This is a genomic window from Streptomyces sp. NBC_01716, from assembly GCF_036248275.1.
GTDB lineage: Bacteria > Actinomycetota > Actinomycetes > Streptomycetales > Streptomycetaceae > Streptomyces.
In genome coordinates this window covers 4887838-4907893 of record NZ_CP109181.1, presented here as the reverse complement: position 1 = coordinate 4907893, position 20056 = coordinate 4887838, and the positions used below count along the sequence as shown (strand labels likewise).

General features: G+C 70.7%; 25 protein-coding genes and 1 pseudogene. 14 read left to right on the top strand and 12 right to left on the bottom strand.

The features are described from left to right. Window positions 1-167 precede the first annotated feature (167 nt). Window positions 168-992, top strand: a pseudogene (locus OIE74_RS21675) (YihY/virulence factor BrkB family protein); the annotation flags it as partial. Window positions 993-1079: 87 nt separating this feature from the next. Beyond that, window positions 1080-1724, top strand: coding sequence for an HD domain-containing protein (locus OIE74_RS21670; RefSeq protein WP_329392379.1), 645 nt, complete (start codon window positions 1080-1082; stop codon window positions 1722-1724). Window positions 1725-1853: 129 nt separating this feature from the next. Here the strand turns inward: OIE74_RS21670 and OIE74_RS21665 are convergent, their stop codons facing one another. Then, window positions 1854-2396 carry a hypothetical protein gene (locus tag OIE74_RS21665; protein WP_329386171.1) on the bottom strand — a complete coding sequence of 181 codons (543 nt, stop codon included), beginning with the start codon at window positions 2394-2396 and terminating at the stop codon, window positions 1854-1856. Between the two features lie 231 nt (window positions 2397-2627). On the opposite strand from OIE74_RS21665, the gene OIE74_RS21660 reads away from it, so the two are divergent. Then, window positions 2628-3503, top strand: a complete 876-nt coding sequence (locus tag OIE74_RS21660; protein ID WP_329386169.1) for a glycosyltransferase family 2 protein — start codon at window positions 2628-2630, stop codon at window positions 3501-3503. Between the two features lie 28 nt (window positions 3504-3531). Here the strand turns inward: OIE74_RS21660 and OIE74_RS21655 are convergent, their stop codons facing one another. Further along, entirely contained in the window at window positions 3532-3807 is a 276-nt protein-coding gene (locus OIE74_RS21655) for a DUF4031 domain-containing protein (protein WP_329386167.1), read from the bottom strand. A gap of 1 nt (window position 3808) precedes the next feature. Then, window positions 3809-4207 (bottom strand): hypothetical protein, encoded by a 399-nt coding sequence (locus OIE74_RS21650; protein ID WP_329386166.1) that lies wholly within the window; start codon window positions 4205-4207, stop codon window positions 3809-3811. A gap of 89 nt (window positions 4208-4296) precedes the next feature. Between OIE74_RS21650 and OIE74_RS21645 the strand changes: the two genes are divergently transcribed. Further along, the gene (locus OIE74_RS21645) at window positions 4297-5214 is read left to right on the top strand and encodes a MurR/RpiR family transcriptional regulator (RefSeq protein ID WP_329386164.1); all 918 of its coding nucleotides are present in this window, start codon (window positions 4297-4299) and stop codon (window positions 5212-5214) included. 65 nt (window positions 5215-5279) lie between these two features. Next, window positions 5280-6254, top strand: coding sequence for an N-acetylmuramic acid 6-phosphate etherase (murQ, locus tag OIE74_RS21640; protein ID WP_329386163.1), 975 nt, complete (start codon window positions 5280-5282; stop codon window positions 6252-6254). A gap of 60 nt (window positions 6255-6314) precedes the next feature. Here the strand turns inward: murQ and OIE74_RS21635 are convergent, their stop codons facing one another. The 3 genes from OIE74_RS21635 to OIE74_RS21625 form a co-directional block, all read right to left on the bottom strand. After that, window positions 6315-6971 (bottom strand): Uma2 family endonuclease, encoded by a 657-nt coding sequence (locus tag OIE74_RS21635; protein ID WP_329386161.1) that lies wholly within the window; start codon window positions 6969-6971, stop codon window positions 6315-6317. An 81-nt stretch (window positions 6972-7052) separates the two neighbouring features. Further along, window positions 7053-7286, bottom strand: coding sequence for a hypothetical protein (locus OIE74_RS21630; RefSeq protein WP_329386160.1), 234 nt, complete (start codon window positions 7284-7286; stop codon window positions 7053-7055). Beyond that, window positions 7283-7525 carry a hypothetical protein gene (locus OIE74_RS21625; protein WP_329386158.1) on the bottom strand — a complete coding sequence of 81 codons (243 nt, stop codon included), beginning with the start codon at window positions 7523-7525 and terminating at the stop codon, window positions 7283-7285. The genes OIE74_RS21630 and OIE74_RS21625 overlap by 4 nt, the downstream gene beginning before the upstream one ends. Window positions 7526-7649: 124 nt before the next feature. Here OIE74_RS21625 and OIE74_RS21620 point away from each other — a divergent pair, with 124 nt between their 5' ends. Together OIE74_RS21620 and OIE74_RS21615 are read left to right on the top strand one after the other, a co-directional pair. Next, a complete protein-coding gene (locus tag OIE74_RS21620; protein WP_329386156.1) occupies window positions 7650-8492 on the top strand; it encodes a helix-turn-helix domain-containing protein in 843 nt (280 codons plus the stop codon). Next, on the top strand, window positions 8473-8733 hold the full coding sequence (locus OIE74_RS21615) for a DUF397 domain-containing protein (RefSeq protein WP_329386154.1): 261 nt from the start codon (window positions 8473-8475) through the stop codon (window positions 8731-8733). The genes OIE74_RS21620 and OIE74_RS21615 overlap by 20 nt, the downstream gene beginning before the upstream one ends. A gap of 63 nt (window positions 8734-8796) precedes the next feature. Here the strand turns inward: OIE74_RS21615 and OIE74_RS21610 are convergent, their stop codons facing one another. Beyond that, window positions 8797-9552: an SDR family NAD(P)-dependent oxidoreductase gene (locus OIE74_RS21610; protein WP_329386152.1), complete on the bottom strand. Its 756-nt coding sequence runs from the start codon at window positions 9550-9552 to the stop codon at window positions 8797-8799. A gap of 117 nt (window positions 9553-9669) precedes the next feature. Then, on the bottom strand, window positions 9670-10080 hold the full coding sequence (locus OIE74_RS21605; protein WP_329386150.1) for a MerR family transcriptional regulator: 411 nt from the start codon (window positions 10078-10080) through the stop codon (window positions 9670-9672). A gap of 161 nt (window positions 10081-10241) precedes the next feature. Between OIE74_RS21605 and OIE74_RS21600 the strand changes: the two genes are divergently transcribed. Further along, window positions 10242-11126: a hypothetical protein gene (locus OIE74_RS21600; RefSeq protein WP_329386148.1), complete on the top strand. Its 885-nt coding sequence runs from the start codon at window positions 10242-10244 to the stop codon at window positions 11124-11126. Here the strand turns inward: OIE74_RS21600 and OIE74_RS21595 are convergent. Beyond that, the gene (locus OIE74_RS21595) at window positions 11123-11707 is read right to left on the bottom strand and encodes a hypothetical protein (RefSeq protein WP_329386146.1); all 585 of its coding nucleotides are present in this window, start codon (window positions 11705-11707) and stop codon (window positions 11123-11125) included. The genes OIE74_RS21600 and OIE74_RS21595 overlap by 4 nt on opposite strands. 154 nt (window positions 11708-11861) lie before the next feature. Here OIE74_RS21595 and OIE74_RS21590 point away from each other — a divergent pair, with 154 nt between their 5' ends. After that, complete coding sequence (locus OIE74_RS21590; RefSeq protein ID WP_329386144.1) at window positions 11862-13046, top strand: sensor histidine kinase; 1185 nt, start codon at window positions 11862-11864, stop codon at window positions 13044-13046. Continuing rightward, window positions 13043-13702 (top strand): response regulator transcription factor, encoded by a 660-nt coding sequence (locus OIE74_RS21585; protein ID WP_329386142.1) that lies wholly within the window; start codon window positions 13043-13045, stop codon window positions 13700-13702. Before OIE74_RS21590 ends, OIE74_RS21585 begins: the two co-directional genes overlap by 4 nt. A 22-nt stretch (window positions 13703-13724) precedes the next feature. On the opposite strand, the gene OIE74_RS21580 is transcribed toward OIE74_RS21585, so the two are convergent. Both OIE74_RS21580 and OIE74_RS21575 read right to left on the bottom strand, forming a co-directional pair. After that, window positions 13725-13946: a hypothetical protein gene (locus OIE74_RS21580; protein WP_329386140.1), complete on the bottom strand. Its 222-nt coding sequence runs from the start codon at window positions 13944-13946 to the stop codon at window positions 13725-13727. Beyond that, window positions 13930-14184, bottom strand: a complete 255-nt coding sequence (locus OIE74_RS21575) for a DUF6400 family protein (protein ID WP_329386138.1) — start codon at window positions 14182-14184, stop codon at window positions 13930-13932. The genes OIE74_RS21580 and OIE74_RS21575 overlap by 17 nt, the downstream gene beginning before the upstream one ends. 133 nt (window positions 14185-14317) lie before the next feature. On the opposite strand from OIE74_RS21575, the gene OIE74_RS21570 reads away from it, so the two are divergent. Beyond that, window positions 14318-15685, top strand: a complete 1368-nt coding sequence (locus OIE74_RS21570) for a tetratricopeptide repeat protein (RefSeq protein ID WP_329386136.1) — start codon at window positions 14318-14320, stop codon at window positions 15683-15685. Window positions 15686-15766: 81 nt separating this feature from the next. Here the strand turns inward: OIE74_RS21570 and OIE74_RS21565 are convergent, their stop codons facing one another. Further along, window positions 15767-16774, bottom strand: coding sequence for a superoxide dismutase (locus OIE74_RS21565; RefSeq protein WP_329386135.1), 1008 nt, complete (start codon window positions 16772-16774; stop codon window positions 15767-15769). A 314-nt stretch (window positions 16775-17088) separates the two neighbouring features. On the opposite strand from OIE74_RS21565, the gene OIE74_RS21560 reads away from it, so the two are divergent. The 3 genes from OIE74_RS21560 to OIE74_RS21550 all read left to right on the top strand — a co-directional run bounded on the left by OIE74_RS21560 (window position 17089) and on the right by OIE74_RS21550 (window position 20002). Continuing rightward, window positions 17089-18399: an erythromycin esterase family protein gene (locus tag OIE74_RS21560; RefSeq protein ID WP_329386133.1), complete on the top strand. Its 1311-nt coding sequence runs from the start codon at window positions 17089-17091 to the stop codon at window positions 18397-18399. Between the two features lie 123 nt (window positions 18400-18522). Further along, on the top strand, window positions 18523-19050 hold the full coding sequence (locus OIE74_RS21555) for a hypothetical protein (protein WP_329386131.1): 528 nt from the start codon (window positions 18523-18525) through the stop codon (window positions 19048-19050). Window positions 19051-19165: 115 nt separating this feature from the next. Then, the gene (locus OIE74_RS21550; RefSeq protein WP_329386129.1) at window positions 19166-20002 is read left to right on the top strand and encodes a DUF4097 family beta strand repeat-containing protein; all 837 of its coding nucleotides are present in this window, start codon (window positions 19166-19168) and stop codon (window positions 20000-20002) included. Window positions 20003-20056 lie beyond the last annotated feature (54 nt).

Below are 20056 nucleotides of genomic sequence, written 5' to 3'. Positions count from 1 at the left end.
CGCCGAGGCCGGTGCCACGACGCGATACCCGTCGTGGCACCGGCCTCCAACACTTCTCCCCCCGTCGCAGGGCACCCTGAAGGCCGGGCAGCACGACAGGACCGCCGCCCGGCCCGACCGCCGACCACGGCCCGCCCGACCGCCGACCGCCCAACGGGGAGACCAGAGTGCCCAAGTCCCATCAGGCACACCACTGGTGGCCCCCGCATCCACGGCGCACCCCCCGCCCCCGACGCGACGGCCGCCACTACGCGAGCGCGCTCCGCCGCATCCCCCTGGCCCTGTGGCGTGAGGACGCCACCGACTGGGCCGCCGCCCTCACCTACTACACCGTCCTCGCGATCATCCCGGCCCTCCTGGTGACCGTCGCCGCCATCGGCCTCGCCGGCTCCCAGGCGACCAACGAACTCTCCGACGAGATCACCTCGCTCGTCCCGGCCCAGTCCCGGCACCTGATCCGCCAGGCACTGCGCGAGATGGCGCACCAGCGCACCGCGGCCTGGCTGCTGCTGATCTTCGGCGCGGTCGGCGCGCTCTGGTCCTCCTCCAGCTACCTCGGCGTCTTCCGCCGGGCGCTGCACCGGATGAACGGCGCCGTCGACCACCGCCCTCCGTGGCGCAAGGCCCCGCGCCTCGTGATCACGGCGGTCGTCCTGCTCACGCTGCTCGTCACGACCGCGTTCACGCTGGTCCTGACCGGCGACGTGGTCCACGAGGTCGGTCCGGTGCTGGGCGTCGGGAGTACGGCGACCGTGGTGTGGACGGTGGCGAAGTGGCCACTGCTGCTGGCGCTCGCGGCGGTCCTGGTCCTGATCGTCTTCCGCACGGGCCCGCCCGATACCCGCCATCTGCGGCGCGCGCTGCCCGGCGGGGTGCTCGCGGTGCTGCTGTGGCTGCTGGTGTCGGCGCTGTTCGCGGTGTACGCGTCCCACTCGGGGACGTACAGCCGGGTCTACGGCTCGCTCGCGGGCAGCGTCGTCTTTCTGGTCTGGGTGTGGCTGTCGAACCTGTCGCTGGTGGCGGGCGCCCAGTTCAACGCGGAGCTGGCCGCGGAGCGGGCGGGCCTAGGCTCTGCCCCTATGTCAGTCCAAGAAGCACTCCGGATGCGCTGGCTGCGTACCCTCGAAACGGCGCGGAACGGGAAGACCACCCCCGACGCGCTCCCCTACGCCGACAACCTCCTCGCCCGCTGGGCCGAGGACCAGCGCCGCTACCACACCACCGATCACCTCCTCGCGGTCCTGGACCACATCGACACCCTCGCGGACCACGCCGCCGACCCGCAGGCCGTACGCCTCGCGGCCTGGTTCCACGACGCCGTCTACCACCCCGAGCGTTCCGAGAACGAGGAACGCAGCGCGGCGGTCGCGGTGCGCGCGCTCACCGACGCGGGCGTACCGGCCGATCTCACGGAAGAGGTCGCCCGCCTCGTCCGCCTCACCGTCACCCACGACCCGGCGCCCGGCGACACCAACGGCGAGGTGCTGTGCGACGCGGATCTCGCGATCCTTGCGAGCGATCCAGAGGCGTACGAGGCGTACACACGCGCGGTCCGGGAAGAGTACGACTTCGTCCCGGACGACGCCTTCCGGGCGGGCCGGGCGGCGGTACTGCGCCAACTCCTGGACCTGGAAAGGCTGTTCCGCACACCGTACGGCGCGGCCCACTGGGAGCAGCGGGCCCGCACCAACCTCAACGGCGAACTGACGCGTCTCTCCCACTGACGGGGTGGCGGAGCCGGGCGCGCCGGGCGGAGCGGCGTCGACGATGCGCCACCACCACACGGACGTGTGGCCCTTGCCCCGGACTGTCCGGGGCAAGGGCCACACATCTATCCGGAAGGGACAACTCCGCTAGTGGCCGACCCGCTGAAAGCGGAGGGAGGTGAAGCCGTTGACGTCGGAGTAGATCTGACCGACGGTTGCCGTCCCCGCGGCGTCGGTCCGCTGGGCCTGCAGCCGGATCTTCGTCGGCTTCTTCACCTTGATCAGCTCGCTGATCGGTGCGGTCTGGTTGCTCCCCGTCTCGGCGTCACCCGTGTTGGAGTCGATGATCTGGTTGATGAGTCGCTCGCTCTCCGGCACGGCTGTGCCGGACGTGACGTTCCACAGCCGGGCGGTGATGAACGTGTTGATCGGGGGAACACCCGAGAGACGCCCGCGGACGTCTGCGTCGAGTTCGTAGGTACCGGCTCTGGGGAGGGTGACCTCCAGGGGAGTGCTGGTCCAGGTGCCGGCAGGCAGGTCGACCTGGGTGTGCAGGTGCTTGATTCCTGTGACCGTTGATGACGCGTGCCCACCCGTGCTGGTGTCGCTCTGCGCAGCTACCGCCGCGGTGGCGCCCACAAGCAGTGTTGCCACTGCGACGGTGGTGAAGCCGGTACGCATGGTCGGCATGGTTCCTCCTCGATATAGACCGATGCGATATGCCTCCGTCAAGGTAGAAACCAACACATGAAGGTCATAGCCACTGAAAGGGTGATACCAGCTCCCGAGGTATCCACTCACAAGCGGGCGCACGCCCCTGCGCCCCGTCCGCTGACCGACTGGGCACATCGATTGCCCGGTCAACCATGCCGGGGCGGCTAGCATCGCCGTCACCGAAGCCGAGGAACGGAGAGTTCACCTGTGCGTCACCCACGCGTCGGCGTTGCCATCTTGACCATGGGCACGCGGCCCGCCGAGCTGACGGCCCTGCTGCAGTCGGTCGCCGGGCAGGACACGCCGGCGGCGCGGGTGGTGGTGGTCGGCAACGGCTCGCCGTTGCCACCCCTGCCGGAGTGGGTCACCCGCATGGAGCTGCCGGAGAACCTGGGCATTTCCGGTGGGCGGAACGCCGCGCTCGCCCGGCTGCGGGAGTTCGGGGACGTCGACGTGGTGGTGGACCTGGACGACGACGGCCTGTTGATCAGTACGGACGTCTTCACCCGTCTCGTTGAGCTCTACGAGAGGGACGAGCGGCTGGGCATCGTCAGCTTCCGGGTCGCCGACGAGCGGGGCCGAACCCAGCGCCGTCACGTCCCCCGGCTGCGTGCGACGGATCCGATGCGGGGCGGGCTCGTGACGACATTCCTCGGGGGCGGGCACGGGCTGTCCATGCCGATGCTGGAGAAGATCGGCGGCTGGCCCGAGCCGTTCTTCTACGCGCACGAGGAGACCGACCTCGCCTGGCGGGCGCTGGACGCCGACTGGAAGGTGCTCTACGAACCCGGGCTCGTGCTACAGCATCCGTGGACGTCGCCCACCCGGCACGCCGTCTTCTACCGCATGGTCGCCCGCAACCGCGTCTGGCTCGCCAAGAGGCACCTTCCCTCCGTCCTCGTCCCCGTCTACCTGGGCGTCTGGACCGCGTTGACCGTCGCCCGCACCCGGTCGGCGGCGGGACTTCGGGCGTGGTTCGGCGGGTTCGCCGAGGGCGTGCGGACCCCGTGCCCGCCCCGTCGGCCCATGCGGTGGTCCACGGTGTGGCAGATGACCCGACTGGGCCGGCCGCCCGTCATCTGAAGCGCGGGGCAGCCGGGCGCCACCGGGGTCAGCGCGCCCGGCCCTCCCACCTCTTCCGCTGCCGCAGCCCCGCCCCCGTCAGCCTCCGCACCAGTTCGCGGGAGTCCACCGCCACCGCGCCCGCGCGGACCGCGGCGCCGTAGTGGTTGGACGGCACGTCGTAGTGGTCGCGTTCGAACGCGCGGGGCGGGCAGCCGATGGAGGCCGCGAACGTGTGCAGTTCGTCGTACGACTCGTCGCTCACCAGGTGCGACCACATCCGCCCGTGCCCCGCCCATGTCGGCGGGTCGATGTAGACCGTCACGTCACCCGGCCCCCAGCACCGCGCCCAGCGACCCCACCGGAGCCACCACGACCGCCGCCTTCCCGCACACCCAGTGCGGATCCGGGCCCAGCTCCGGCTCGATCTCCAGCGCGTGGGGGCCGCCCTCCGCCGCCAGCTCGGTCCGGGACTCGCCGCAGACGGGGCAGAGCGGCCACCGCCCGTGGGACTCCAGGAGGGCGTCCTGTACGTCCTGGGCGATCAGCCCCGCGACGTACTCGGCCCCCTCCGGCCACTGCTCCACCCACCAGCGTCGATGCGACACGGCGTCTTCCACCACTGAGACGATCTCGGGCCGTGCGACGTCACCCGCCGCGAGGTCGGCGAGGACCAGGGCGCGTGCGGTGTGCAGCGCCTGTTCCAGGGGGTTCATGTCTTCCATGCCCCCATTGTCGTACGCCGCCCCCGCGACCCACCGCAAGCGACCGCGGCACCCTTGACGCCTCCGCGCCCTGAAATTATCTTTCAGTTGTGACCAGTGACGTGAAGGAAATTTACAGCGGCGGCGCCCCGCCCGCCCCCGCCGCCCTCGCGGCGAAGGTCCGTACCCTCGCGCCCTCCATGACCCGCTCCATGCAGCGCGTCGCCGAAGCCGTGGCCGCCGACCCGGCCGGCACGGCCGCCCTCACCGTCACCGGTCTCGCCGAGCTCACCGGCACGAGCGAGGCCACCGTCGTCAGGACCGCCCGCCTCCTCGGCTACCCCGGCTACCGCGATCTGCGTCTCGCCCTCGCCGGCCTCGCCGCCCACCAGGAATCGGGCGCCGCCCCCGCGGTCACCGCCGACATCGCCGTCGACGACCCGATCGCCGACGTCGTCGCCAAGCTGGCCTACGACGAGCAGCAGACCCTCGCCGACACGGCCGCCGCGCTCGACACCGTCCAGCTCGGCGCCGTCATCACCGCCGCCGCATCCGCCCGCCGTATCGACATCTACGGCATCGGCGCCAGCGGTCTCGTCGGCATGGACCTCGCGCAGAAGCTCCTGCGCATCGGCCTGATAGCCCACGCGCACAGCGATCCGCACCTCGCCGTGACGAATGCCGTCCAACTCCGCGCGGGCGACGTCGCCATCGCGATCACGCACTCCGGCTCGACGGGAGACGTCATAGAACCGCTGCGCGTCGCCTTCGACCGGGGCGCGACGACGGTCGCGATCACCGGCCGCCCGGACGGCGCGGTGTCGCAGTACGCGGACCACGTCCTCACCACGTCCACGGCCCGCGAGAGCGAGCTGCGGCCGGCGGCGATGTCCAGCCGTACAAGCCAACTCCTCGTCGTGGACTGCCTGTTCGTGGGCGTCGCACAACGGACGTACGAGACGGCCGCACCCGCGCTCGCCGCGTCCTATGAGGCGCTGGCGCACCGCCACGCGCCGCGCACGCGCTGACCCGCGCGACAAATAACGGGGCTTCCTCAGGTTTCTGCCAGCTCGCCAGAAAGAGCCGCTTCTCCATGACCTCCATGCCTTCGTACGGCGAACTCCGCGCCGAGCTCGCCACCCTCACCACCGAGGCGTTCCGCCCCGAACTCGCCGAGATCGACCGCCGCTCCACCGAGGACATCGCCCGCGTCATGAACGGCGAGGACCAGACCGTCCCCGCCGCCGTCGCCGCGCAGCTCCCCCGCATCGCCCACGCCATCGACGCCACGGCCGAGCGGATGGCCCGTGGCGGCCGGCTCATCTACGCGGGCGCGGGCACGGCCGGCCGCCTCGGCATCCTGGACGCCAGCGAGTGCCCTCCCACCTTCAACACCGACCCGTCGGAGGTCGTCGGCCTGATCGCCGGCGGCCCCGGCGCGATGGTCAAGTCCGTCGAGGGCGCGGAGGACTCCAAGGAACTGGCGGCGGCGGACCTGGACGAGCTGAAGGTGGACGTGAACGACACGGTCGTCGGCATCTCCGCCTCGGGCCGCACCCCGTACGCGGTGGGCGCGGTCGCGCACGCGCGCGCCCTGGGCGCACTCACCATCGGCCTCTCCTGCAACGCGGACAGCCCGCTCGCGGCAGCGGCCGAGCACGGCCTTGAGATCGTCGTGGGCCCCGAACTGCTCACGGGATCAACGCGGTTGAAGGCCGGTACGGCGCAGAAGCTCGTCCTCAACATGATCTCCACGATCACGATGATCCGCCTCGGCAAGACGTACGGAAACCTGATGGTCGACGTCCGCGCCTCCAACGACAAACTGCGCGCCCGCTCCCGCCGCATCGTCGCGCTCGCGACGGGCGCGGCGGACGACGAGATCGAGGCGGCACTGGCGGCGACGGACGGCGAGGTGAAGAACGCGATCCTCACGATCCTGGGCGCGGTCGACGGCCCCAGGGCGGCTGAGCTGCTGGCGGCTTCGCACGGGCACCTGCGGGTGGCGCTTGAGGCCTCGCGGGGCCAGGCTCCTCGATACGGTGGGGTACGTGAAGGAGACCGGTAACCCACTCGCGGACGCCCTTGAGCTTGAGGAGATGCGAGCGTTGGCCGCCTATCGGGAGAGTCAACGCCGCGGCGAATCGCTCGGCGTCCCGCACGACGAGGCGTTCCGCCGCGTCTTCGGCGAGGACGACGCGTAAAGCCCCAGTGTCGTCCCGAACGGCTCGGGCAGCGCGATGGGCTTCCCGAACGGCACCTGCTCGGAGTGCTTGTACGTACCGTCCTCGCTGGGCTCGGTGAAGAGCGTGACGATGGGGCCGCGCGTGTCGAACCGGTCGATGAGCAGGTAGAGCGGAACCAGCGCGCGGGCATAGGCCCGGTACTTCTTCGTCCGGTCGTCCCGTGCGCTCCTCCCCTTCGAGGTGATCTCCACGGTCAGCAGCGCTTCGGAGGCGTCGATCGGGTCGTTGCTGTCCGGGTCGACGGCGTCGGCCGGCATGACCACCAGGTCCGGCACGTAGAGCTTGTCGAGCGGCGCGATGTGTACGCCGAGCGTCCGGTAGATCCCCCACTCGTCCGAGAGCCCCTCATAGAGCCGACGTTGCACACCGGCCGCGATGCTCTGGTGATGCCTGGACGGCGGCGGTGCGAGGACGATCCGCCCTTCGTCGATCTCGGCACGCCACCCCTCGGGCACATCCAGTGCCCGCCATGTCGCCAACAGGTACTGCCACGCACGGAACCCGGTCAACGGGTCGATCTCGAACGTCCCTGTGGTCATGGGGAGTTACCTCTCTGTGAATGACGGGCGCTCCCCCGGGCGGCCGACCCGCCCGGGGAAGTGCGGCCCCCTATGCCGGGCTCACGGCAGGCGCCGCGCGCGGTTCAGTTCCGTGACCTTCGCGCGCAGCAGCTCGTTCGGCGGGGCCGGATGGATCCAGCCCGGTGGAACGTCCCACTCCACACCGCCGCCCGGCGGCCGTAGCTGTACGCAGTTGTCCTCCAGCGCCATCACCCGGCCCACACGTCCGTCCCGCGAATCCACGGCGTACGTCCCGACCACCGGCACGAACCCGCCGCCCGCGCAGCCGCTCATGGCCGGGCCCCTTCTTCCAGCGCCGCCGCCATCTGCCGCGCGGTCGCCAGGTTGCAACGCCCCAGCTCCACCAGCGGATTGGCCGGCTCGTTGCCCGCGCACGAGACCGGGTCGACCCGCAGCGACGGGAGTTTGATCCCGGCCGCCGCGAGCCCGGACTTGAGCTGCGCGACGGCTTCCTCCGCCGCCCTTACCTGATCCACAGCCGCTTTGCGCCGCTCTTTCCCAGTCTTGTCCACTGAACGCCAACCTCCACTCTGAGTGCCCTCTTTCACCACACAGCGTGGTTGTCTGTGGTTAGCCTGAACAGAGACATTCGGCCAACAAGCCCACGTGATTAACGTGCCGTTGATGGGAGTTGCCATGCCCGGCCCCAAGAAGCTCGACCCGTCGTCCTCACCACGAGCGCTGCTGGGAGCGGAGCTGCGGCACGCACGGGAGAGAGCGGGAATGACCCAGGAGGCACTGGGCGCGCCCCTGTTCGTGAGTGGGGCGTTCATCGGCCAACTTGAGTCGGGCACGCGGCGGATGCAACTGGAGTACGCGGTGAAGCTGGACGAGATCCTGGGCACGAACGGCTTCTTCGAGCGGAACTGCGACGCGGCGACGAAGTCGAAGTACCCGGACCACTTCGCCGACGCGGCGGAGGCGGAGGCGATCGCAGCGGCAATCAAGGAGTACGCGCCATTGCTGATCCCGGGGTTGTTGCAGACGGAGGCGTACGCGCGAGCGGTGTTCCGTGCGGGTCGTCCGACTGCCACGCAGGACGTGATCGACGAACTGGTCGAAGCTCGACTGGAACGAGCCAAGCTGCTGTCGGATCCAACTACCCCACTGTTTTGGGGAATTCTGGATGAGGCGACGCTGCGACGGCAGGTGGGCGACGCGGCTGTGATGGCGGAGGCAGTGCGCCGTGTGGCGAGCCTGGCGCGCCGTCACCGAGTCATCGTGCAGGTGCTGCCGTTCAGCGCAGGCGCGCACATGGCTCTTGAGGGCGCACTAAAGCTGATGTCCTTCTCCGACGCCCCTCCGCTCGCCTATCTCCAGAGCATGGGGTCAGGCCAACTGCTAGACGATCCAGCCTCCGTCGCGCAGTACGAGCTGGCATACGATCTGGTCGGGGCCAGCGCGCTGTCACCGCGCGACTCCCTGGCCCTCATCGACCAGTTGGCGGAGGATTACGACCATGAAGCGCAGCAGCCTTGAGTGGCACAAGTCCACGTATAGCGACGCCAGCGGCGGCAACTGCCTGGAGATGGCGACGTGGCGCAAGTCCACGTACAGCGGCGCCAGCGGCGGTGACTGCCTCGAAGTCGCCGACGGGCTCCCCGACATAGTCCCCGTACGCGACTCCAAGTCCCCCGAACTCCCCGGCGTCGTCTTCCCGGCTGCCGCCTGGTCCGCCTTCGTAACGAGCCTCAAGACAGGTACCGCCACTGCCGTATGAAGACGCGGCAAGGCTCCGGTGCCGTCCAGCACCGGAGCTCCGCGTGGTGTGTGGCGACCTGGCTCAGATGCTGGATCCGCCGTCGACGGTCAGCAGCGCGCCCGTGATGAACGCCGCCTCCTCGCTCGCCAGGAAGGCGACCGCCTTTGCGATGTCGTCGGTCCTGCCGAAGCGCCCGAGCGGCGTCATGGCCACCTGGGTGGCCGCGAACGGACCGTCCGCGGGGTTCATGTCCGTGTCGGTCGCGCCGGGCCGCACCACGTTCACGGTGATGCCGCGCGGGCCGAAGTCGCGCGCCCACCCGCGACCGAGCTGGTCGATCGCCGCCTTGCTCGCCGCGTATGCGGCGACGCCAGGGGTGGGAATCCGCTCGGCGACGGTGCTTCCCACCAGAATGACGCGCCCGCCGTCGGGCAGATACCGGGTCGCGGAATGGGTGGTGACGACCGTCCCCATCACATTGGTGGCGAACATGTTCTGGACCCCGTCGAGAAGGTCTTGGTCCAGTTGGTCGACCGTGCCCATCACGGCGACTCCGGCGGAGTTCACCAGCACGTCGATACGGCCGCCCAGGAACTCGGCGGCCTCCTCCACAGCGGTCGACGCCTTGTGGGGAACGGACTGGTCGGCCTGCACGGCGACCGCCTTCACCCCGAGGGCGACCAGTTCGGCGACGACCTCTTCCGCCTGCTCGCGCGACTTCCGGTAGGTGAGGGCAACGCTCGCGCCCTGGCGTGCCAGTTCACGGGCAATCCCCGCACCGATGCCCCGTGACCCTCCGGTCACGAGAGCGGTCTTTCCTGTCAAGGCAGTGGGCATGGCAATGTCTCCTCGCGCTGTTCAGCGGATTGCTCTACCCAGCCGAAGCTAAAGATTGACACTACTGTCAAGGTCAAGCTCGGCGGCCGTGACAGCCGTCACTGAACGTTCGCGCACTCAGTCCGAGACAGGGACCTCACCAGCGGGTTGAGGCGTACCGGCCATGGCGTGCTCCCAGGTGCGCAGATAGACCTCGATCGCGCGCTGATTGCGCTGGAGCACGTCAATGCGTCGTTTGACGTTGCCGAGTTGACGTCGCAGCCCGTCCAGGTCCTTTGCCGCCGGGCAGTCCTCGGGCGGCAGTTCGTCCTTCGCCTTCCCGAGACAGGGCAGCACCTCGCGGATCATCTCCGTCGTCAGGCCGACTTCGAGGAGTTCGCGGATCTGAAGGACACGGTCGATGGCCGGCTCGCCGTAGCCGCGGTAGCCGTTGGCGCTCCGGTACGGGGTCAGGATGCCGACCTCTTCGTAATAGCGAAGCAACCGCGTCGAGACGCCCGTCTTCTCGGACAGCTCTCCGATCTTCATGCCGCTCTCCCTCACCAGGCATGCGCGCAGGCGACGGCCCACGCTTGAACCTTCACATTAGTGGAAAGGTTTAGCGTTCCGGAGCGGGGAAGCACGTTCGTATACTTCGCGACCGAGTCACGGCCGGGGATCGGGCAACCAGGGATCAGGGGGAACGTCTCATGCGCCGCATGCTGGCCGGGTTCATCGCCTTCGGCACGTTGCTGGTGGGCGTCGGGGCCGCGGTGGGGGTCCAGTTCGGGTGGGGCGGCGGGGTCGCGCTGATCGCCGGGGGTGCGGTCATGGCCGCACTCGGGCTCCTGGGCCGGGCCCAGCACCGCGCCCTCGAAGCGCAGGCGCGGGCCGCGCGGCCCCTGTCCAACCCGCTCGGCGGACCGCCGCCCGCCCCCGCCTACGAGGACGCCGACGAGGGGACCGAACAGTACGTCGCGCTCGGGGAGTTGTACGGCGGCGACCGGCCGGACCCCGGTGCGCTGGTACGCGAGTTCCCGCCGAAGTCGCGGCCGTACAAGGCGTATACGGACGGACTCGTACTCGTCACCCATGAGGGGCGGCTCGTGATCCCCTGGGATGCCGTACGAGTCGTCTGGCACCGCCAGGAGTTCACCACCCCCGGGGCCGCTCTCCCCGGCGTCGGCGCGAAGACCCTCCCCGCTCTCTGCGAGCTGGCCCTGGCGGGCACCGGCGAGCGGTTGCCGCTGCTCGGATCGTCCCGGCAGGAGGAGCTGTCGGCCCTGATAGTCGACCGCACCCGGGAGGGGATCACCCGGCGTATCCGCGAGATGTACGAGCGGGAGGGCAAGGTGCGGCTGGGTGAACTGACGCTGACGCGCGAGGGAATCTACGACGCGGACGGCGGCCATCTGCCCTGGAGCGCCGACTGGCGTGTCGCCGGGCTGCCGTTCCCCAGGGGCGGGGCCGATGGCCCCTGCTACAACACGGTGTACGTACACACCCCGGACGGACGGACACTGGCCGCGCTGGTGCCGGAACTGACCGTGACGACGCGGGTGCTCAGGGAACTGTCCGGTTCCGCCGCCTCCTAGACGCGCCGGCTGCGGACGGTCAGGGCGATCACGGAGACGAGGAACCAGAAGGCGCCGAAGGCCGAGTATCCGGCGACGGTGGACAGGCTGCTCGTCTCCGAGGCGGACATGGCGGCGATGCCGGCACCCGCGAGGACGGACTGTCCGCCGCTGATGGCCATCGGCCACTGGGCGCCGACGGTGCGCCGGCGCCGGATCGCGACGGTGAGCTGGAGGGCTCCGGCGAGCAGGGCCCAGACGCCGAACACGAGAAGCGCTGTCCCGATGGTGGAGAAGGCGGCGACGACCATTCCGGCGGTGGCGGCGAGGCCGAGTCCGAGGTTCACGGTACGGACGCGGTCCGTGGAGTCGGTGCCTGCCAGGCGGCGCTCAAGGAGCGTGGCGATGGCGTCCCACAGGGGGTAGACGAAGAGCAGCACGGCCGCGATCACGGTGGGTTCGTCCGCCGACACGAGCTTGGCGGAGGTCGAGAAGACGAGTGCCACCCAGATCAGGGAGAAGGCGACCCGGATCAGGTGGAGCGAGCGGAGCCCGGAGGGCGTCGCCGTTGCCAGGGTCGGAGTTACGGTGGTCTGAGTCATCAAGTGTCCCGTTGTGATGGTGACGGAGTGAGACGGTCGCCTCGACGACGAGTTTCAGCCGCCTCGGGAGGGGCCGCGTACTTCGAACGAAGTACTTCCGCGTCTACATCGTTCGAAGTACACGGCCACCGCTCACGCGAACGAGAATCGGCTCATGGTCACGTCGCAGAACAGTCAGGACGGGCCCGCGGCACCGCTGTGGGTCCGCCGCCCCGAGGTGCTGCACCGGGGCGCCTATTCGGTGGCCGCGCTGGTGTTCACCGGGCAGATCGTGGCGGCGATCGTGCGGGGGTCGGACTGGCCGACGGCCCTGTCCGTGCTCCTCGCCGGCGGTGGCGTCGCCCTCTCGTGGTGGAAGCCGTGGGCGGGACTGGTCGTGACGAGCGGCGCGTCCTTCGCCGTCACGGCGGTGGGGCACGACCCGCTGTCGGTGTGGATGATGGCCGTGCTCGTGCTGTTCTCGGTCACCCTCAGGGGCAAGCAGCCGCTGGTCGGAACCGCCATCGTGGCGGCGTTCTTCCTGGGGGCGTTCATGACGCTCGGAGGATTCCGCGGCGGCGCGGTCGTGGGAGCCGCCGCCCTCTTCTCGGCCATGGCGGGAGGTGCGACGGGGGCCGCGCTCCGTATCCACCGGGAGCACTGGTGGACCCTGGACGAACGGGCCGAGATCGCCATCGCCACCCGCGAGATCGAAGCCACCCGGCGGGTGACCGAGGAACGGCTCCGTATCGCCCGGGACCTCCACGACGTCATCGGCCACCAGGTCGCGATGCTGAGCCTGCACCTCGGTGCGGCGGAGATCGGGCTGCCCGATGACGCCGATTCCTCCCGGCAGGCCCTCGTATCGGCCAGGGCCAGCGCCCGTACCGTCGTCGTGGAGACCCAGCGCATCCTCGCGCTTCTGCGCCTCGGGGACGACGTCTCGGGCGACGAGGCGCTCCGGCCGACACCGGCGCTGAGCGGCCTGGAGGGACTCATCGCCTCTTTCGAGAGCATCGGCCTCGACGTGCGGCCGTCCCTCGACATCCCGGCCGGTTTCGTTGAGCCGAGCGTCGGTGTGACGGTCTACCGGGTCGTTCAGGAAGCGCTCACGAATGCCTACCGGCACGGGGAGGGGACGGCGACGGTGGATGTGCGGGAGCACGACGGCAGGATCCGCGTCACCGTGGAGAACGGCGTGGGTCGCTCGCCCCGTGGCGCCGACCCGGGCAGCGGGCTCGGGCTCGTGGGGATGCGGGAGCGCGTGGAGTCCTCCAGCGGGCGGCTGACGATCGACAGTGACGACGGGCGGTTCCGGGTCCACGCGGAGTTCAGCCCGCTGGGGGCCGTCGTCCGATGACACGGATTCTGATCGTCGACGACCAGGCCGAGATCAGGGCCGGGATCCGGACGATGCTCCGGCTCGACCCGAGTCTCGTCGTCGCGGCTGATCTCTCGGACGGGCTCCAGGTCGTCCCCTTCCTCCGGGACCACCCCGTCGACCTGGTGCTGATGGACATCCGGATGCCCGGCATCGACGGTGTCGAGGCCACGCGCCGGATCCGCGCGGAGCATCCACCGGAGAAGACGCGGGTGATCGTGCTGACCACGTTCGACCAGGACGACATCGTTCTGGCCGCCCTGCGCGCGGGCGCCAACGGCTTCCTGAGCAAGACCGTGAGCCCCGCCGAACTCGTCGCCGGAATCACCGAGGTCGTGTCCGGCGGCGGCGCGCTGTCGGCCGCCGCGACGGCCGCGCTCATCGGTCACATGACGGACAGCCCGCCCCCGGTGATCGACAAGGAACTGCTCCGCCGCTTCGGCGCTCTGACGCCCAGGGAACGGGACGTGGTGGTCCTGGTCGCGAGCGGCCTCGGCAACGACGAGATCGCGGCGCAGATGTCGGTGTCACCGTTCACGGTGAAGACGCACGCGGTCCGAGCGATGACAAAGGTAGGCGCCCGCGACCGCGCCCAACTGGTCTCCTTCACCTTCCGCGCGGGCCTCTACCCGTGAGCCTGCCGGTCGACGACGGGTCTCAACGCGCCGTGTCCGGGCGGGTGTTGAGGGACCAGGTGTGGGTGCAGTGGGGGCACTGGAGGTGGAGTACCGGGCCGTTGTTGGATATCAGGTAGCGCCAGTGGTCGCCGCAGTTGCGGCGGGACGCGCACGTTTCGCAGTGGCGGGCGTCGTCGCAGACCGGGCAGGGGAGCCAGGCGCGGCGGGAGGCATCCGCCTGGGGGTCAATGGGTAGCCGCACGGCCCGGCTCGTCCCCTGGGAGGACACCGGCCGCCACGAGCCGGTCGTAGATGCGCTGCTGCTCGTCGTCCAGCCCCGAGTAGAGGAGCGCGTACGCCTCGTCCTCGCCCCGGAGGGCTTCCACCGGGTCCCAGTCGGGCCCCAGCGCGGCCAGGACCTCGGCCCGCCGCCGGGCTTCGTCGGGGGTCAGGTCGATCGTGAAGGGGGTGAGGTCGTTGTCGGTGTTTTCCTGGTTCATGGCAAGACTTCCGATGTGCCGATGGAACACTTCCATATGTACCAGGCATCCCCCACAAGAGGAAAGGGTGCCCTAAGTAACCCCCGGTGACCTGGGGCGACGATCCGCTCTCTGGTGGCTAGGGTGCACCCTCATGGACGCTGCTGTTCTTGACCAACGGGCCCGGACCCAGTCCGGCTGCATTCCTCCGCTCCTCGTCACACGGCTTCTGGAACTCGGCCATGAGGACGAGGTGGAGTACCAGGCCGGCCGCGGCGAATGGTTCTGCGCGCGTGAGTGGGCGCGGCTGCTCGGGGACCGGGACCGGCAGGCGGAGGCGTTGGACGTACTCGCTCCGTACGTCGCCACCGGCTGGTGGCCCGCCGCCCGCGCCAAGGCGGAATCGCTGGAGAGCTGGGGGCGCGCGGAGGAGGCCATCGAACTGGCGCGGCCGTACGCCGCGGTCGGGGGGACCGCGCTGGAGTTCTTCGCGCGGCTGCTGGCCCGGCACGGACGCGAGGACGAGGCGGTCACGTTGCTGAGCGCCGGGATCGAGGACTGGGTCCTTGCCACCGCCCTGGTCGACATCGCCGGGGGAACGGCCCACGACGAGGCCGTCGCCGCCCTGCTGACCGCCCGGATCCCGGCCGGGCACCGGTGCGACAGCCCGTGGTGCTGCCATGGCCTCCAACCCGACACGGCGATCGGGCTGCTCGCCACGATCCGTGAACGCCAGGGCCGCGTGGACGAGGCGATAACCCTGCTGCGCACCCGGCAGGACATCACCCCCGTCAACAACCACGACGAACTGGCCGATCTGTTGGCCAGGCACGACCGGATCGGGGAACTGCGCGAGTACGCGGCGTCCGCACCCCTCGGGGACGCCGCACGGCGCCTCGCCGAGGTGCTGGAGGAGCGCGGCGACGTGGAAGGCGCGATCACCGTGTACCGGGAATCGGCCGACTCACCGCTCCGCCGGCATCACGCCGCGGTGGGACGGGCGCGGCTCCTGGCCCGGCACGGCCGGGGCGACGAGGCGATCGAGGTGATGGCCGCGCTCGTGGACTCCCCCGGCGGCTCGGACGACTGGCTGGTCGACACGCTGTGCACCCTGTACGCCGACCAGGGCCGCGCCCAGGACGGATTGGCCCACCTGGACGCACTGAACGCACGCCGGACTCTTCAAGACGGCGAAGAGGAATGGGAGTTGTTCCGGCTGCGGCTGCGGCTCATGGCCGACTGCGGCCGGCTCGACGAGGCGATCGAGCGGGCGCGAACGCACCCCGAGCGCGACTCCCCGTACGCGGCGTGGACCGTCTCCGACCTGCTGGCCGAGGCCGGCCGCACCGAGGAGGCCGTCGCCGTCCTGGAACCGTACGCCCCCGCCAACCCGGCCCCACAAGCCGGCCACCTCATCACCCTCGGCCGGGTCAAGGACGCCGTGACGCTCCTCCAGCAACGCGCACCCGAGCCGTCCACCCACCTCTGGACGGGCACCTTCGCCGCCGAACCCCCGTTCTGACACCGCTGAGGTACACCGGGCTCGGGGCGGAGCCCGGTGCACGTCTTCTCGGTGAGGTCCGGCAGGCGCGTCCGTGTACGTCTATCGGAGCGGGACCGCGACCGCGTTGTACGTCGTCTCCGGTGTCGGCGTCGTCGTGAAGCGGGCGTTGACCAGGTAGAGGCGGTTGCCGAGGCGCGCCGCCGTCGTCGGGACGTCGAAGCGCGGGTCGAGGATCGAGCGGCGCAGCGTCGCCTTGCGGGCGTCGGCGTCCAGTTGGAACACCGTGACCAGGTTGAGGCGGTTCTGCACCACGTACAGCAGGTCGCCGACGCGCAGGAGACCGTCGCCGTTGACGACGTCGGGCGCGCCCTTGAGGGTGATGTTCGTGGCGTGCCCGGTCTTCGGGTCCACCCGGAACAGCTTGCCTGTCGGGCTGTTGACGACGATCAGCGCGCGGCCGTCGGGCGTCGTCTCGATGCCGTTGGCGCTGATGCCCGTGGGCGCCTGCTCCCACTCGCCGCCGAGCGGCACGCTGCGCAGGTCGTCCTTGCCCCGGCGCCTGCCGCCGCGCGGGACGTTGTAGAGGACGGGCGCGTTCGAGTTCGTGAACCAGGCCCGGTCCCCGTACAGGATCACGTCGTTGACGAAGCCGACGGTCGTCGGCTGATACGTGGCGGTGAGCCTGTTCCTACGGGTGTCGAACACCCGGATCGAACCGCTCACGCCGCCCGAGATGTAGAGCAGCCCGTCCCGGTCGAGCTTCAGACCGGTCGCGGCGCCGCCCGTCGCGCCCGCCAGGACGGTACGGCCCTCGCCGGTACGCAGGTCGGCGCGGCGGATCGAGCCGTCCGCGAGCGAACCCATGTACGCGTACGGGCCGTTGCCGATGGCTATGCCCTCGGGGCGGAAGCCGTCGGGCAGCGGGAAGTCGGTGGGCCAGGACGCGCGGCCGGGGCGCGCGGGACGGTCGGCGCGCGGGTGCGCCGTGGCCGCGCCCGCACCGGCCGCCGTCGCGGCGAGCGCCAATGTGGCGGCTGCCGCGCCGCCGAGCAGGGCCCGGCGCGAGGGGCCGGCGGGGCGGGAAGAGTCGGATGGTGTCAGAGACATGGCGTCGAGCCTCCGGGGCTTCGGGGTGCCTGGGGACAGGGACAACTCCGGTGCGCCAGGGCGTGTTTGAGAAGTAGCGTCGTCCGCCCTCAGGGCGGGGCCCGCGGCGTCTGGCGCGTGCGATCGCAAGGCGGAGGATCATCCTCGTACTGGACGTACTTGGATGACTCCGACAACGCAGCGAGCGTGCGTGCCAGGCGTCGTGGGCCAGACGGGACTTCTAAAACACGCCCTGGGCGCACAGACAACGCCCCGCACCCGCGGCCGAGTTCCCCGTGCCGATACCGCCCCCGCCCGGCTGTAGCCTCGGCGGCATGTCAGCGAATGATCGCGAGACCCTGTCCGGCGAGGTGACGGCCTGGCTCTCGGAGAACGCCCTGCCCCTGAACGGCGGTCTGACCGCCGGCGCGCCCACCACCGACCTCCGGCCGCTGAAGGAGGTACTCGACGGCGTACGGGTCGTGGGTCTGGGCGAATCCACGCACGGCACACGCGAGTTCTTCCAGCTCAAACACCGGCTGCTGGAGTATCTGGTGACCGAGCTGGGCTTCACGACGCTGGCCATGGAGGCGAGCGCGTCCGCGGGACCGGCCGTCGACGCGTACGTACGGGGCGGTGTCGGCGACGCCGCTCAGGTACTGACCGGGCTGGGATTCTGGACCTGGCGGACCGAAGAGGTCCTGGACACGATCGAGTGGATGCGGACGTACAACGACGGCCGCCCGGAGAGCGAGCAGGTCCGCTTCGCCGGCATCGACCCGCAGCGCGCCGGGGACTCGCTGGCGGTGCTGGAGGCGTTCCTGACCAGCGTGGCGCCCGACCGGCTGCCCGCCCTGCACTCCGCGCTCGGCGTGCTCGCCACCGCGTATCCGGGCTCGCGCCCGGACCCGGAGCAGAAGCTGATGCGCGACGCGGTGAACCTGCTGGAGTACGTACGCGGCCATGAGGACACCCCGGCCGGTGCCGTGGCGGTGCGGCACGCCCGGATCCTGGTCCGCGCCGCCGATCTGGTGACGCGCAACGGACAGCACCCGGACCCGGAGCGCACGGTTCTGGCCGCGCGCGACCGGTACATGGCCGAGGCGGTCGGGGAGATCCTGGACGACCCGGCGGCCAAGGTGGTGCTCTGGGGCCACAACAGCCATGTGGCGAAGGGCCGTACGGACGACGCCGAGGCACCGGCGCCGCTCGGCGGCCACCTGCGCGAGCGGTACGGCGACGGGTACTACGCCATGGGGCTTCTCTTCGGCGAGGGCACCTTCCGTGCCCACCGCCTCTGGCCGGGGCCCTGGAGCGGCGTCGGCGGGCTGACGGGCCGTATCGCCGATGGCAACCCGATCGGCCCCGCACCGAAGACCGCGGTGGAGGCCCAACTCGCCGCCGCCACACCGGCGGACCATCTGCTGGACCTGCGCGCGGCCGAGGCGGACGACGCGCCCGCCGCCGTACGGGAGTGGGTCGGCGCCACGCACGGGACGCGGACGTTCGGCGCGCTGGTGACGCGCTGGTTCTACCGGCGCGAGGTCACTGCGGTCCGGCTGTCGGAGGAGTACGACGGCCTGGCGTACGTCGCGGTCTCGACGGACTCCCGCCCGATCCCGCCGTACCGCCCGGTGAGGCCGTGAAGCCATGAGGCCGTGACTCCATAGCGCCACAGGAAGGACCCCTGACACCACCCCGACAACAGATTGGCGCCCGATGGCGCCAGATAACTTGCCATGGCGCCATGATGGTGCCACTATTACGTCATGGACCTCACCCCGTACGTCGACAACCTCCGCCACGAGCTGGGAGTCGGTGCCGAGGCGGGCGATGACGAAGCCCGCGCCCTGGCGGAACGGCTCATCGGCCCGCTCGAATCGGCCGTCCGGCTGGCGCTGCTCAACGCCCTGTCCGACGCGATGGACGAGGTCACCCGCGAGCTGGCGCCCGGCTCGGTGGACCTGCGGCTGCGCGGGCGCGACCCCGAGTTCGTGGTGACGGTGCCACCGGCCGTCGACGCCTTCGACGCCGCCGACATCCCGGTACGGGCGCCGACACCTCCGGCGCCCCCGGTTCCGCACGAGGCCGACGAGGGCGGCACCTCGCGCATCAACTTCCGCCCGCCCGCCCAGCTCAAGCACCGGGTCGAGGAGGCCGCGGGCCGCGAGGGCCTGTCGGTCAACGCCTGGCTGGTCCGCTCCGTCGCCGCCGCCCTGGAAACCACGGCGGACCGACGGCGTACGACGGGCATCGGCGCGGCGGCCGGGCAGCGCTTCACCGGCTGGGTCAGCTGAAAGCCCGAAGGCCCGAAGGCCCGAGTGGCACGCCAACTCACCCACGTATCAACGCGCTTCACCAGCGCACCTCACCAGAGCACCCACCTCCACTCGCCAGAAGGACGGCACAGCCATGCCTGTTTTCGACACCACCGAAGCCATCTCCGCCACCGTCAAGATCGAGGTCGGACGGGCCCGGATCATCGCCGGCAAGCGCACCGACACCGTGGTCGATGTGGCGCCGAGCGACCCCGGCGACAAGCGGGACGTACTCGCCGCCGAGGACACCGAAGTCGCTTACGCGGACGGCGAACTGCTCGTCAAGGGCCCCAAGAGCCACTCGCCCTTCACCAGGACCGGTTCGGTCGACGTGACCGTCCAACTGCCCGCCGGCTCGGAGCTGATCGGCAGCACGGGTCTCGGCGACCTCATCGGCGAGGGCCGGTTCGGCAACTGCCGTCTGACGTCCGGCGCCGGGGACATCCATCTGGAAGAGGCCACGACCGTACGGCTGAAGACCGCGCACGGCGACATCACGGTGGACCGTGTGACGGGCGGGACCGAGATTCGCGGGTCGGGCCGGGTACGGGTCGGCCGGATCGGCGGGGACGCGACCGTCAGGAACCACAACGGCGAGACCACGATCGGCGAGGTCACCGGCGAGTTGGAGGTGACCTCCGCCAACGGCCCCGTCGGCGTCGTGCGCGCGGAGTCCTCGGTCACCGCCAGGACGTCGAACGGCCCCATCCGTATCGACCAGGTGATACGGGGGCGGATCACCGTGGAGTCCTCGGCGGGGGGCCTGGAGATCGGCATCGCCAAGGGCACCGCGGCCTGGCTGGACATGGAGGCCAGAGCGGGCCGTGTCCGCAACGAACTCGGACGCGCGCGGGGCCCCGAGCAGTCCGAGGAGAGGGTCGAGATCCACGGCCGTACGAGCGTCGGCGACATCGTGATCCGCCGCGCCTGACGCTCCGCTCCGGGCCGGCGGCACGAGCCGGCCCGGAGCCCCGGCGCCACCCCG